This is a genomic window from Pseudogulbenkiania ferrooxidans 2002 (genome assembly GCF_000174355.1).
Classification (GTDB): Bacteria; Pseudomonadota; Gammaproteobacteria; order Burkholderiales; family Chromobacteriaceae; genus Pseudogulbenkiania; species Pseudogulbenkiania ferrooxidans.
Window position 1 is genome coordinate 365,387 of record NZ_ACIS01000004.1, and the last position, 13,623, is coordinate 379,009.

Consider the following 13,623-nt stretch of genomic DNA (forward strand, 5'->3'; position numbering starts at 1 on the left):
CGGATCAACCGGCCGTCGCTGTACTGCAGTTTAGCTCGCGCTCAGAACGCGTCGCCCGGTACGCGCACCCAGCCTTCCATCAGCACGCGCGCGCTGCGGCTCATGATGGCCTTGGTCACGGTCCACTGGCCATCGATCTGGCGTGCCTCGGCGCCCACGCGCAGCGTGCCCGAGGGGTGGCCGAAGCGCACCGCGGTGCGTTCGCCGCCGCCGGCCGCCAGGTTGACCAGGGTGCCGGGGATGGCGGCGGCGGTGCCGATGGCGACCGCGGCGGTGCCCATCATGGCGTGGTGCAGCTTGCCCATGGACAGCGCGCGCACCAGGAGGTCGACGTCGCCGGCCTTGATCTGCTTGCCGCTGGAGGCGGTGTAGTCCTGGGGCGGCGCCACGAAGGCGATCTTCGGGGTGTGCTGGCGCGTGGCGGCCTCTTCCGGGGTCTTGATCAGGCCCATGCGCAGCGCGCCGGCGACACGAATGGCTTCGAATTTCGCCAGCGCGGCCGGGTCGGTGTTGATGGCTTCGCGCAGCTCGGTGCCGGTGTAGCCGATATCGGCGGCGTTGACGAACACGGTGGGGATGCCGGCAGTGATCATGGTGGCCTTGAAGGTGCCGACGCCGGGCACGTCCAGATCGTCCACCAGCTTGCCGGTGGGGAACATGCTGCCGCCTTCGTCACCATCATCGGACGGGTCGAGGAATTCCAGTACGATCTCGGCGGCCGGGAAGGTCACGCCGTCCAGTTCGAAATCGCCGGTTTCCTGCACTTGGCCATTGGTCACAGGGACGTGGGCGATGATGGTTTTCTGGATGTTGGCCTGCCAGATGCGTACCACGCACACGCCGTTGTCCGGAATGCGCGCCGGGTCGACCAAGCCGGCGTGCAGGGCGAAGGCGCCAGCGGCGGTGGAGAGGTTGCCGCAGTTGCCACTCCAGTCCACGAAGGCCTTGTCGATGGCGACCTGGCCATAGAGGTAGTCGACGTCGTGGTCGGGCTGCGTGCTCTTGGACAGGATCACGCACTTGCTGGTGCTGGAGGTGGCGCCGCCCATGCCGTCGATGTGGGCGGAGTAGGGGTCGGGGCTGCCGATCACGCGCATGAACAGCTTGTCGCGCGCCGGACCAGGCACCTGGCAGCGTTCCGGCAGGTCTTGCAGGCGGAAGAACACGCCCTTGCTGGTGCCGCCGCGGATATAGGTGGCGGGAATCTTGATCTGGGGTTGGTGAGCCATGAGCTGATTGTCCTGATGAAACCGGGGTGGCGGTTCGGCCAACGTTGCCGCCTTGCCGGGGCAACGTTGGCCGTCTGCTGATGCTTACGCTGCGGTCGAGGCTTCGAGGAAGTCCTGCGCGAAGCGCTGCAGCACGCCGCCGGCCTCGTAGATCGACACTTCCTCCGCGGTATCGAGGCGGCAGGTGACGGGCACCTCGACGCGTTCGCCGTTCCGGCGCTGGATCACCAGCGTGAGGTCGGCGCGCGGTTTGCGCTCGCCGATCACGTCGAAGGTCTCGGTGCCGTCGATGCCCAGGGTCTTGCGATTCACACCCGGCTTGAACTCCAGCGGCAGCACGCCCATGCCGATCAGGTTGGTGCGGTGGATGCGCTCGAAGCCCTCGGCCGCGATGGCTTCCACCCCGGCCAGGCGCACGCCCTTGGCGGCCCAGTCGCGCGAGGAGCCCTGGCCGTAGTCGGCGCCGGCGATGATGATCAGGGGCTGCTTGCGCTCCATGTAGGTTTCGATGGCTTCCCACATGCGCATCACCTTGCCCTCCGGCTCGACGCGCGCCAGCGAGCCCTTCTTCACCTCGCCGTCCACCACCGCCATCTCGTTCACCAGCTGCGGTTGGCGAAAGGTGGCGCGCTGCGCGGTGAGGTGGTCGCCGCGATGGGTGGCGTAGGAGTTGAAATCCTCTTCCGGCAGGCCCATTTTCGCCAGGTATTCGCCGGCGGCGCTATTGGCCAGGATGGCGTTGGACGGCGACAGGTGGTCGGTGGTGATGTTGTCCGGCAGCACCGCCAGCGGACGCATGCCCTTGAGCGTGCGCTCGCCGGCCAGAGCGCCTTCCCAGTACGGCGGGCGGCGGATGTAGGTCGACTGCGGGCGCCAGTCGTAGAGCGGGCTCTTGGCTTCTTCCACGGTGCCCAGGTCGAACATCGGGATGTAGATCTGCTTGAACTGTTCCGGCTTCACGCAGCGCGCCACGATGGCGTCGATTTCCTCGTCGCTCGGCCACAGGTCTTTCAGCGTGATGGCCTGGCCGTCCTTGTCGTAGCCCAGCGCGTCCTGCTCGATGTCGAAGCGCACGGTGCCGGCGATGGCATAGGCCACCACCAGCGGCGGGGAGGCGAGGAAGGCCTGCTTGGCGTAGGGGTGGATGCGGCCGTCGAAGTTGCGGTTGCCGGACAACACGGCGGTGGCGTACAGGTCGCGCTCGATGATTTCCTGCTGGATCTTCGGGTCCAGCGCGCCGGACATGCCGTTACAGGTGGTGCAGGCATAGGCCACGATGCCGAAGCCCAGCTTTTCCAGTTCCGGCAACAGGCCGGCTTCTTCCAGATAGAGCTTGGCCACCTTGGAGCCGGGCGCGAACGAGGTCTTCACCCACGGCTTGCGCACCAGGCCCAGGGCATTGGCTTTTTTCGCCAGCAGGGCGGCCGCCACCACGTTGCGCGGGTTGGAGGTGTTGGTGCAGCTGGTGATGGCGGCGATGATCACCGCGCCATCCGGCAGCAGGCCCTGGGCTTCCTCGGCGCGAGCCGCCTGCAGCTTGGCCTCGTCGGCGATGCCGCGTTCGTGCAGGGCCGAGGTCGGCAGGCGCTTGTGCGGGTTGGACGGGCCGGCCATGTTGCGCACCACGGTGGAGAGATCGAACTCCAGCACGCGTTCGTACTCGGCGCGGGCCAGGCTGTCGGCCCACAGGCCGGTGAGCTTGGCGTAGTTTTCCACCAGCGCCACCTGCTCCGGTTCGCGGCCGGTGAGCTTCAGGTAATCGATGGTCTGGTCGTCGATGTAGAACATCGCGGCGGTGGCGCCGTATTCCGGGCACATGTTGGAGATGGTGGCTCGGTCGCCGATGCTCAGCTTGGCCGCGCCGTCGCCGAAGAACTCCACCCAGGCGCCGACCACGCGCTCCTTGCGCAGGAACTCGGTGAGCGCCAGCACGATGTCGGTGGCGGTGATGCCGGGCTGGCGCTGGCCGGTGAGCTTCACCCCGACGATGTCCGGCAGGCGCATCATCGAGGCGCGGCCTAGCATCACGGTTTCCGCTTCCAGCCCGCCCACGCCGATGGCGATCACGCCCAGCGCGTCCACGTGCGGGGTATGGCTGTCGGTGCCGACGCAGGTGTCGGGGAAGGCCACGCCGTCGCGTGCCTGGATCACCGGCGACATTTTTTCCAGGTTGATCTGGTGCATGATGCCGTTGCCCGCCGGGATCACGTCCACGTTCTTGAACGCGGTGCGCGTCCAGTCGATGAAGTGGAAGCGGTCCTCGTTGCGGCGGTCTTCGATGGCACGGTTTTTCTCGAACGCCTCCGGGTCGTAGCCGCCGCATTCCACGGCCAGCGAGTGATCCACGATGAGCTGGGTGGGGACCTCCGGGTTCACCTTGGCCGGGTCGCCGCCTTTTTCGGCGATGGCGTCGCGCAGGCCGGCCAGGTCGACCAGCGCGGTCTGGCCCAGGATGTCGTGGCACACCACGCGCGCTGGGTACCAGGGGAAATCCAGGTCGCGGCGGCGTTCGATCAGCTGCTTGAGCGCGTCGGTCAGCAGCGCCGGGTCGCAGCGGCGCACCAGCTGTTCGGCCAGTACGCGCGAGGTATACGGCAGCGTGTCATAGGCGCCGGGCTGGATGGCGTCGACCGCGGCGCGCGTGTCGAAGTAATCCAGGGCCGTGCCGGGCAGGTGTTTGCGGTATGCGGTATTCATGGTGTCGAGGCCCGAGGGTGATGTTCTGTGTCAGCGGGGCGGCTCGCCGGCCGCCTCCGTCCGTGTTTCAGCCAGCCTGCCGGCGCAGTCGCGCCGGCAGGTGGCGGCCATCCGCTCCCGGTATCCTCGCCCGCCTAGAGGGGGCCGTGAGGATGCCGGCGCCGGGCGGGCCGCGGCGCGCCCGGCAGGCGGGGTGTGTCAGCGCTGAGCCAGCGGCACGAAAGACTGATCTTCCGGGCCGACGTAGTTGGCCGAAGGTCGGATGATCTTGCCGTCGATGCGCTGCTCGATCACGTGCGCGCTCCAGCCGCTGGTGCGGGCGATCACGAACAGCGGGGTGAACATCGCGGTTGGCACGCCCATCATGTGGTAGCTCACGGCGCTGAACCAGTCGAGGTTGGGGAACATCTTCTTGATATCCCACATCACGCTCTCCAGGCGCTCGGCGATGTCGAACATCTTGGTGTCGCCAGCGGCGACGGACAGCTCGCGTGCCACTTCCTTGATCACCTTGTTGCGCGGGTCGCTGATGGTGTAAACGGGATGGCCGAAGCCGATCACCACTTCCTTGCGCTCGACGCGTGCCTTGATGTCGATCTCGGCCTCGTCCGGGTTCTCGTAGCGCTTCTGCACTTCGAACGCCACTTCGTTGGCGCCGCCGTGTTTCGGGCCGCGCAGCGCGCCGATGGCGCCGGTGATGGCGCTGTACATGTCAGAACCGGTGCCGGCGATGACACGGGCGGTGAAGGTGGACGCGTTGAATTCATGCTCGGCGTACAGGTTGAGCGAGGTATGCATGGCGCGTACCCACTGCTCTGACGGTTTCTCGCCGTGCAACAGGTGCAGGAAGTGGCCGCCGATGGAGTCGTCGTCGGTTTCCACCTCGATGCGCTTGCCGTTGTGACTGAAGTGATACCAGTAGAGCAGCATGGAGCCCAGGCTGGCTATCAGGCGGTCGGCGATGTCGCGCGCGCCGGCCATGTTGTGATCGTCTTTTTCCGGCAGGGTGCAACCCAGCGCGGAGACGCCGCTGCGCATCACGTCCATCGGGTGGGCGGCGGCCGGCAGCGCTTCCAGCGCGGCCTTTACCGAGGCCGGCAGGCCGCGCAGGCTCTTCAGCTTCTTCTTGTAGCCGGTGAGCTCGGCCTGGTTCGGCAGCTTGCCGTGCACCAGCAGGTAGGCGACTTCTTCGAATTCACAGTGGGCGGCCAGGTCCAGGATGTCGTAGCCGCGGTAGTGCAGGTCGTTGCCGCTGCGGCCAACGGTGCACAGGGCGGTGTTGCCGGCGGCCACGCCGGAGAGGGCGACCGATTTCTTCGGCTTGGCGGTAAGAACGACTTCACTCATTTCCTTCTCCTCTAAATGTAACGGCAATACGGGGCGGCCTGCGGCTTGTTGTCGGGCGTCTTCGGCCAACCTGATGTGGTCTGTGGTTTACTTTTCCTGGCTGAACAGCACGTCCAGCTTCTGCTCGTAAGCGTGGTAGCCCAGATGGTCATAGAGCTCCATGCGCGTTTGCATCTTGTCGATCACGTTTTTCTGCGTGCCGTCCTGGCGGATCGCGCTGTACACCTCCAGGGCCGCCTTGCTCATGGCGCGGAACGCAGAGAGCGGGTAGAGCACCAGGCTCACGCCGTTGGCGCCGAGTTCCTGCGTGGTGTAGAGCGGGGTGGAGCCGAACTCGGTGATGTTGGCCAGTACCGGCACTTTCACGGCGGCGGCGAACTGCTTGTACATCGCCAGATCGGTCATCGCCTCGGGGAAGATCATGTCCGCGCCGGCCTCGACGCAGGCCACGGCGCGCTCGATCGCGGCGTCCAGGCCTTCCACGGCCAGCGCATCGGTGCGGGCCATGATCACGAAGCTGTCGTCACGGCGCGCATCCACGGCCGCCTTGATGCGGTCGACCATCTCGTCCTTGGACACGATCGCCTTGTTCGGGCGATGGCCGCAGCGCTTCTGCTGGACTTGGTCTTCGATGTGTACCGCGGCGGCGCCGGCCTTTTCCAGGCTGCGGATGGCGCGGGCGATGTTGAACGCGCCGCCCCAGCCGGTGTCGATGTCCACCAGCAGCGGCAGCTCGGTGGCCTCGGTGATGCGGCGTACGTCGATCAGAACGTCTTCCAGCGTGGTGATGCCAAGATCAGGAATGCCGCACGAGCAGGCCGCCACGCCGCCGCCGGACAGGTACAGCGCCTTAAAGCCGGCGTGCTCGGCCAGGCGGGCGGCGTAGGCATTGACGGCCCCCATCACCTGCAACGGTTTTTCCTGCTCCACGGCCTGTCTGAAACGGTTTCCCGGGGTGTGCATCGCGCGTTCTCCTTGCGTCGTCATGGGGTGATGGCTGAATTCTAGCAAGTGCTTGGTTGGTGTGTAAAGGGCGCCGAGCACACAATGGCAAATCCCTTAAACAGAGGGTAGACGGTGACGCTGGCGGGTGCCGGGGAAAACGACGCGCCGCCGCATTCGCCCCCGCTGACGCGGCATTGCCCTCGCCGGCGAGGCGGGGGGGGCAACGCCGCGAGCCGGGGCTTTCCGCCGTTTTCGTTTGGAGGCATCTCTGCTATGTTTCGCTCAGCACCACCAGTGGGAACTCATCACCCACCCTCTGGTCTAGACCGTGTCCGCCATGTGAAATACACCAAATAAACCGGTGGGCAATTCAGGGAGCATTACAACGACATGAGTGATCGTGAAATCGATCAACAGTTGGTGGAGCGTGCACAGCGAGGTGAAAAAAGAGCGTTCGATCTACTTGTCAGCAAGTATCAGCGCCGTTTAGCTCGGCTGTTGTCGCGGTTTTTACGCGACAGCGCAGACATCGAAGACGTGACACAGGAGGCCTTCGTCAAGGCATACCGCGCCTTGCCGTCGTTTCGCGGCGAGAGTGCGTTCTATACCTGGCTATACCGGATTGGCATCAACACCGCCAAGAATTTCCTGAGTGCCAGCGGGCGACGCCCGGTCATCAACAGCGAAGTGGAGGATGAAGATGGTGAAAGTTTCGACATGGCGTCGCAACTCCCCGACTTCAACACCCCCGAATCGGAGTTGATGAACAAGGAAATCCTGAACACGGTGAATGCAGCGGTAGAGGCATTGCCTGAGGAACTGAGGACGGCGATTTCGCTGCGGGAAATGGATGGTCTGTCCTACGACGAAATCGCCAAGGTGATGAATTGTCCCATCGGTACGGTTCGTTCGCGCATCTTCCGGGCGCGCGAAGCAATCGCAACCGAGCTTAGGCCGCTGCTCGACACGGCCAAGAATAAAAGGTGGTAAGCATGAAAGAATCATTATCCGCACTGGTGGATAACGAACTCGACGGACCAGAGGCCTCCAAGCTGATCAGTGCCGCCAGTACCGACGAGTCGTTGAAGGAAGCATGGGATGAGTATCACCTGATCGGTGATGCCATGCGCGCCTCCGGCCTGAACAGCATCAACGTGCGCCATCGCGTCGCGGCACGCCTGGCCGAGGAGCCGACCGTGCTGGCGCCGCGGCGCTGGTTACGACAGGGCAGCGTGCGCACGGTCGGCGCGGTGGCGCTGGCCGCGAGCATGAGCTTTGCCGCCGTGGTGGCGTGGCAGCAGCTGGCGGTCAACGGCCAGGGCGCCGCCATGGTCGCGGAGAAGGGGGTGCCGGTGCAGGTGGCTCAGCAGGTCGAGCCAGCCAACGGCCCCATGGCACGCGACAACGGCGCCGACCCTTATCTGCTGGCGCATCAGGAAATGGCTTCCGACCCTGATGTGGTGAAAGTCTCGCTGGGCAACGGAGTTCGCCATTGATGCGGCTGAAGCACCTGACTGCCATTGTGTGTATTGCTCTGCCGGCATTGGCGCATGCCGCCGATGACTGGCAGACCCTCAAGAAATCCGCCCAGGCCAGCCGTAACCAGGTCCTGACCGGAACCTATCTGCACCAGATGAGCGGTGTGGTGGAAACGTTCCACATCGTGCGCGGTGCGGGAACGGAGGGCGTGATCGAATTGCGCCAGTCGCTGGACGGCACGCCACGCGAGATCGTCCGCAACGGCAGCGAACTCACCGGTTACGGGCCGGACAAGAAGGCGCTGATGGCCGCCAAGGTCAGTGCCATGCGGCTGTTCCCGGCCTTGCTGCCGGACGACATGGCCGGCGTCGCCGAGTCCTACACGCTCAAGCGCCTCGCCGGCGATCGTGTCGCCCAGCGCGAATGCGACTGGCTCGAACTCAAGGCCAAGGACCGGGCGCGCTACGGCCTGCGCCTGTGCCTCGATCGTGCCAGCCTGCTGCCGCTCAAGATCATGACGCTGTCGCCGGCACAGGAGCCGGTCGAGCAGTACATGTTCACCGAGCTCGACCTGGCGGCGCCGAAGGATCGCAACCAGTTCAAGCCGCATTACCCGCTCAGCCTCCCCATCCGCAACGCCAGCACCTCGGTGCCGCCGAGTGGTGCCGGGATGGAAGGCGTGGAAGTCAGCGGCTTGCCCAGTGGCTTCCGCCTGATCCGTGCCCTGCAGCGCAGCCTGCCGGGGCAGGCCGAACACGCGGTGCGGCACCTGGTGTATACCGATGGTTTGGTCATGCTGTCGCTCTTCATCGAGCCGGCTGGGGCTGAGCCGCGCGTCGAACGCGTGAGTACGCTGTACGGCGTCGTGGCCATGGCCTCCGGTAGCCAGGGCGGCATGCAGCTCACGCTGGTGGGCGATCTGCCGGAAGCCAGCATGATGTCCTTGCTCAAATCGATTCGAGTCGTACAGAAATAACAAAAACGATGGTAGAAACGCAGGCCAGGGTGCTCGCCACCGAGCAGGCATTCGCCTTGGTGGAGCCCCGTCCCCATTCCTCGTGCCGCCGCTGCGATCCGGTCGCCGGCTGCCGTGCCCTGTCACTTTCCCGCATCATCGGTTCGACCGACCGCCGCGTGCGCGTCCACAATCCGTTGGGCGCCGAGGCAGGCGACTGGGTGCTGGTGACGGTGCCGCGACAGCACGTGTCCATGGCGGCTTTCCTCGTGTATCTCGTGCCGCCGGCGGGACTGGGCGTCGGGCTCTCGTTCGGCGCCGGCGCGAGCGAGCCGGTGTCGCTGCTGGCCGGCGCGGCGCTGTTCGTCATCGGCCTGTACGCGGCGCGGCGCGAGCTCCGGCGTCGCCGGCGTTCGCCCCTGCTGCAGCCGACCATCACGGCCATCTATCCCTCAGAACCCTTGATGCTGGAGAAACCATGTCGGTCCAAAAACTGATTGCCTCTGCCATGCTGGCAGCTGTTGTGGTGTCGGGTCCGGTGTACGCCGCCGAGGCGCGTGTGCTGCCCGACTTTACTCAGATCGTGGAGCAGGAAGGCAAGGCCGTGGTCAACATCAGCACCACGCAGACGGTGCGCGAGACCATCAATGCCGTACCCGAGGAATTCAATGGCGATCCGTTCTTCGAGTTCTTCCGGCGCTTCGCTCCGCCGCAGCAGCAGGAGCGCAAGGAGCGCTCGCTGGGCTCCGGGTTCATCGTGTCGGCAGACGGTTATGTCATGACCAACTCGCACGTGGTGGCGCGGGCCGACGAAATCACCGTCACGCTCGGTGACAAGCGCACCTTCAAGGCGCGACTGGTCGGTTCCGATGCGCGCACCGACGTCGCGCTGTTGAAGATCAATGCCAGCCACCTGCCGGTGGCGCATATCGGTTCTTCGGCCAACCTCAAGGTCGGAGAATGGGTGCTGGCGATCGGCTCGCCGTTCGGCTTCGAAAACTCGGTCACCTCGGGCATCGTCTCCGCCAAGGGGCGCAGCCTGCCGGACGAGAACTACGTACCGTTCATCCAGACCGACGCCGCGGTCAACCCCGGCAACTCCGGCGGTCCCCTGTTCAACCTGAAGGGCGAGGTGGTCGGCATCAACTCGCAGATCTACAGCCGCTCCGGCGGCTTCATGGGCATCTCCTTCGCCATCCCGATCGACGTGGCGGTCAAGGTGGCCGACCAGCTCAAGTCGGAAGGCAAGGTCAGCCGCGGCCGCATCGGCGTCGCCATTCAGGAGTTGAGTCCGGAGCTGGCCGCATCGTTCGGGCTTGCCAGCCCCAATGGCGCCCTGATCAACTCGGTGGAAAAGGACGGGCCGGCCGACAAGGCGGGTCTGCGGGCCGGCGATATCGTGCTCAAGATCGACGGCCAGCCCGTCGAGTCGTCGGCCGACATGCCGCGCCTGATCGGTGCCATGCGCCCGGGCAAGCCGGTGGCGGTGGAAGTCTGGCGTAACCGGGCGCGCCGGGTCGTCACCGTGGTGCTGGCCGAACTCAAGGACGAGGCCCCCAGCATTGCCGAACGCGAATTCCGCCAGCCGCAGAAACCGGCCGAACCGCAGGGGGAAAACCTGTCTGCGATCGGCTTGTCGCTGGTCGAGCTGACGCCGGCGCAACTCAAGCGTCTCGGCATCGACTACGGTCTCCTGGTGCGCAAGGTGTCCGGCCCGGCCGAGCGCGTCGGTATGGCGGCGGGCGACGTCATCGTCGGCGTCGGCAGCGAGCCGCTGAAGAATCCTCGCCAGCTGCGCGAAGCGCTCAACGCCGCGCGCAAGGGCGGCACGGTCGCCCTGCAGGTGCTGCGCCGCGGCGTGACGCTGTTCGTGCCGTTGACCGTGGAGGAGGGGAAATGAGGCTGACGCTGTACTTCCGCGAGTATTGCAGCCTGTGTCACCAGATGCTGGCTGAACTCCAGCCGTGGCAGCAAAAGCACGGCTTCGCGCTCGACGTGATCGACGTCGATGCCGACCCGGTGCTAGAGGAGCGCTTCAACGAACTGGTGCCGGTATTGATGGATGGCGAGCACGAAATCTGCCATTACCATCTTGATACTCAGCGGCTGGCTGCACATCTTGGCGAAATCGGCTAAAATCCGCGCCAGTGTGAGTTGTCAAGGGCACGCCAGCGTGCCCTTAATTTTTGCTGGATACCGATGAAACATATTCGAAATTTCTCGATCATTGCCCATATCGACCACGGCAAATCGACCCTGGCCGACCGTTTTATCCAGTTCTGCGGCGGCCTGGAAATGCGTGAAATGAGCGCACAGGTACTCGACTCGATGGATATCGAGAAAGAGCGCGGCATCACCATCAAGGCGCAGACCGCGGCACTGCAGTACAAGGCGCGCGACGGCCAGGTCTACAACCTGAACCTGATCGACACCCCGGGACACGTCGACTTCAGCTACGAAGTCAGCCGCTCGCTGTCCGCCTGTGAGGGCGCGCTGCTGGTGGTCGACGCCTCGCAGGGCGTCGAGGCGCAGACCGTGGCCAACTGCTACACCGCTATCGAACTGGGGGTGGAAGTGGTGCCGGTGCTCAACAAGATCGACCTGCCGGCCGCCGAACCCGAGCGCGTGAGTCAGGAGATCGAAGACATCATCGGCATCGAGGCCATTGATGCGGTGCGTGCCTCAGCCAAGTCCGGCATCGGCATCGAAGACATCCTGGAAACGGTGATCAGCAAGATCCCGCCGCCGGAAGGCAATCCGGATGGCCCGCTCAAGGCGCTGATCATCGACTCCTGGTTCGACAACTACGTCGGCGTGGTAATGCTGGTGCGGGTGATCGACGGTTCGCTGAAACCCAAGGACAAGATCAAGTTCATGGCCACCGGCGCCGAGCATCTGTGCGAGCAGGTCGGGGTGTTCACGCCGAAGTCGGTACAGCGTCCCAGCCTCAGCGCCGGCGAAGTGGGCTTCGTCATTGCCGGCATCAAGGAACTGAAATCGGCCAAGGTCGGCGACACCATCACGCTGGTCAACAACCCGGCCAGCGAGGCGCTGCCCGGCTTCAAGGAAGTCCAGTCGCAGGTGTTCGCCGGCCTCTACCCGGTGGAATCGCACGACTACGACTCACTGCGCGACGCCCTGGAAAAGCTGCAGCTCAACGACGCCTCGCTCAAGTTCGAGCCGGAAGTGTCGCAGGCGCTGGGCTTCGGCTTCCGCTGCGGCTTCCTCGGCCTGCTGCACCTGGAAATCGTGCAGGAACGTCTCGAGCGCGAGTTCGACATGGACCTCATCACCACCGCGCCAACGGTGGTGTACGAGGTGCTGATGAAGGACGGCACGGTCATTGAGGTGGAAAACCCCTCCAAGCTGCCGGACCTGTCCAAGATCGACGAAATCCGCGAGCCGATCATCACGTCGACCATCCTCGTGCCGCAGGACTACGTCGGCGCGGTGATGACGCTGTGCAACCAGAAACGCGGTGTGCAGCGCAATATGCAGTACATGGGCCGCCAGGTGATGCTGACCTACGAGCTGCCGATGAACGAAGTGGTGATGGACTTCTTCGACAAGCTCAAGTCCACCAGCCGCGGCTACGCCTCGCTCGACTACGAATTCAAGGAATTCCAGGCGGCCGACCTGGTCAAGCTCGACATCCTGGTCAATAGCGAGAAGGTCGATGCCCTATCGCTGATCGTGCACCGCGCCACCAGCCAGTACCGCGGCCGTGAATTGGCCTCGAAGATGCGCGAACTGATCCCGCGCCAGATGTTCGACATCGCCGTGCAGGCCGCCATCGGCAGCCACATCATCGCGCGCGAGACCATCAAGGCGCTCAGGAAGAACGTGCTGGCCAAGTGCTACGGCGGTGACATCACCCGTAAGAAAAAGCTGCTGGAAAAACAAAAAGCCGGCAAGAAGCGCATGAAGCAGGTGGGCAACGTGGAAATTCCGCAAGAAGCCTTCCTCGCCATTCTTCAAGTGGGAGACAAGTAAGTGGGGGCCAATCTGTTCTGGGTGTTCGTGGTCGTGGCCGCCATCGGCCTGATGCTGATCGTCTTCAGCGGTGGCAGGCGAGAAGCGGCCGCCAAGGACTGGCCGGCCCCGATCCAGTGGGGCTACCTGGCGCTGGTGGTCGGCGGCTTCGGCATTCTATCCAACGCCATGAGCTTCACCGCCGTGATGCTGGTGTTCGTGCTGATCACCGGCGTGGTGTGGGGGCTCGACAAGCTGCTGCTGGCCAGGAAGAGAATGGCCGAAGGGCGCGAGGTTGGGCATTTCGTCGACTACGCGCGCGGCTTCTTCCCGGTCATCTTCGTGGTGTTCGTGCTGCGTTCCTTCCTGGTCGAGCCGTTCCAGATCCCCTCCAGCTCGATGCGGCCGGGTTTGGTGGTCGGCGACTTCATCCTGGTCAACAAATTCTCCTACGGCCTCCGCGTGCCGGTGTTGAACAACGTGCTGATCCCGGTCAACAAGGTGGAGCGTGGCGATGTGGTGGTGTTCAACTTTCCGCCGCAGCCCAGCGTCAACTACATCAAGCGCGTGATCGGTCTGCCGGGCGACACGGTGGAATACCGCAACAAGCGCCTGACGGTGAACGGCAAGCCGGTTCCGGACGAGAAGGACGGCACCTACGAATACCTGGAACAGGGGCTGGCGATGATCCATAACGACCAGTTCCACGAAACGCTGGGCAACAAGCGCTTCCAGGTGTTGAATATTCCCGAGGCTCCGACACTGAGCCTGAGCCAGGTGAGCGACTTCCCCTTCCGCGACCGTTGTGTCTATGATGACAACGGCTTTGCCTGCCGCGTGCCGGAAGGCCACTACTTCATGATGGGCGACAACCGCGACAACAGCCTGGATGGCCGTTATTGGGGTTTCGTCGCCGACAAGCTGCTGGTGGGCAAGGCGTTCCTGGTATGGATGAACTTCAACGACCTGTCGCGTATTGGTCATGCCATTCGTTGACAG

At 64.5% G+C, this 13,623-nt stretch carries 12 protein-coding genes; 8 read left to right on the forward strand and 4 right to left on the reverse strand.

The window, feature by feature from the left end; genetic code table 11:
* Positions 1–41: 41 nt before the first annotated feature.
* The 4 genes from prpF to prpB all read right to left on the reverse strand — a co-directional run bounded on the left by prpF (position 42) and on the right by prpB (position 6,236).
* On the reverse strand, positions 42–1,229 hold the full coding sequence (prpF, locus tag FURADRAFT_RS09070; protein WP_008953838.1) for a 2-methylaconitate cis-trans isomerase PrpF: 1,188 nt from the start codon (positions 1,227–1,229) through the stop codon (positions 42–44).
* 84 nt (positions 1,230–1,313) lie between these two features.
* The gene (gene acnD / locus FURADRAFT_RS09075; protein WP_008953839.1) at positions 1,314–3,926 is read right to left on the reverse strand and encodes a Fe/S-dependent 2-methylisocitrate dehydratase AcnD; all 2,613 of its coding nucleotides are present in this window, start codon (positions 3,924–3,926) and stop codon (positions 1,314–1,316) included.
* A gap of 198 nt (positions 3,927–4,124) precedes the next feature.
* On the reverse strand, positions 4,125–5,273 hold the full coding sequence (gene prpC / locus FURADRAFT_RS09080; RefSeq protein ID WP_008953840.1) for a bifunctional 2-methylcitrate synthase/citrate synthase: 1,149 nt from the start codon (positions 5,271–5,273) through the stop codon (positions 4,125–4,127).
* Positions 5,274–5,360: 87 nt separating this feature from the next.
* A complete protein-coding gene (gene prpB, locus FURADRAFT_RS09085) occupies positions 5,361–6,236 on the reverse strand; it encodes a methylisocitrate lyase (protein WP_008953841.1) in 876 nt (291 codons plus the stop codon).
* 372 nt (positions 6,237–6,608) lie between these two features.
* On the opposite strand from prpB, the gene rpoE reads away from it, so the two are divergent.
* From rpoE to lepB, 8 genes are all read left to right on the forward strand, one after another.
* Positions 6,609–7,208: an RNA polymerase sigma factor RpoE gene (gene rpoE, locus FURADRAFT_RS09090; RefSeq protein ID WP_008953842.1), complete on the forward strand. Its 600-nt coding sequence runs from the start codon at positions 6,609–6,611 to the stop codon at positions 7,206–7,208.
* Positions 7,209–7,210: 2 nt separating this feature from the next.
* Complete coding sequence (locus FURADRAFT_RS09095; RefSeq protein WP_008953843.1) at positions 7,211–7,714, forward strand: sigma-E factor negative regulatory protein; 504 nt, start codon at positions 7,211–7,213, stop codon at positions 7,712–7,714.
* Positions 7,714–8,673, forward strand: a complete 960-nt coding sequence (locus tag FURADRAFT_RS09100) for a MucB/RseB C-terminal domain-containing protein (RefSeq protein ID WP_008953844.1) — start codon at positions 7,714–7,716, stop codon at positions 8,671–8,673. Before FURADRAFT_RS09095 ends, FURADRAFT_RS09100 begins: the two co-directional genes overlap by 1 nt.
* Before the next feature lie 8 nt (positions 8,674–8,681).
* Positions 8,682–9,149 (forward strand): SoxR reducing system RseC family protein, encoded by a 468-nt coding sequence (locus tag FURADRAFT_RS09105; RefSeq protein ID WP_008953845.1) that lies wholly within the window; start codon positions 8,682–8,684, stop codon positions 9,147–9,149.
* On the forward strand, positions 9,131–10,552 hold the full coding sequence (locus FURADRAFT_RS09110) for a DegQ family serine endoprotease (RefSeq protein ID WP_008953846.1): 1,422 nt from the start codon (positions 9,131–9,133) through the stop codon (positions 10,550–10,552). Before FURADRAFT_RS09105 ends, FURADRAFT_RS09110 begins: the two co-directional genes overlap by 19 nt.
* Positions 10,549–10,788 (forward strand): glutaredoxin family protein, encoded by a 240-nt coding sequence (locus FURADRAFT_RS09115; protein ID WP_008953847.1) that lies wholly within the window; start codon positions 10,549–10,551, stop codon positions 10,786–10,788. The genes FURADRAFT_RS09110 and FURADRAFT_RS09115 overlap by 4 nt, the downstream gene beginning before the upstream one ends.
* 63 nt (positions 10,789–10,851) lie before the next feature.
* Positions 10,852–12,645 (forward strand): translation elongation factor 4, encoded by a 1,794-nt coding sequence (gene lepA, locus FURADRAFT_RS09120; RefSeq protein WP_008953848.1) that lies wholly within the window; start codon positions 10,852–10,854, stop codon positions 12,643–12,645.
* Positions 12,646–13,620, forward strand: coding sequence for a signal peptidase I (gene lepB / locus FURADRAFT_RS09125; RefSeq protein WP_008953849.1), 975 nt, complete (start codon positions 12,646–12,648; stop codon positions 13,618–13,620).
* The last annotated feature ends 3 nt before the right edge of the window (positions 13,621–13,623 follow it).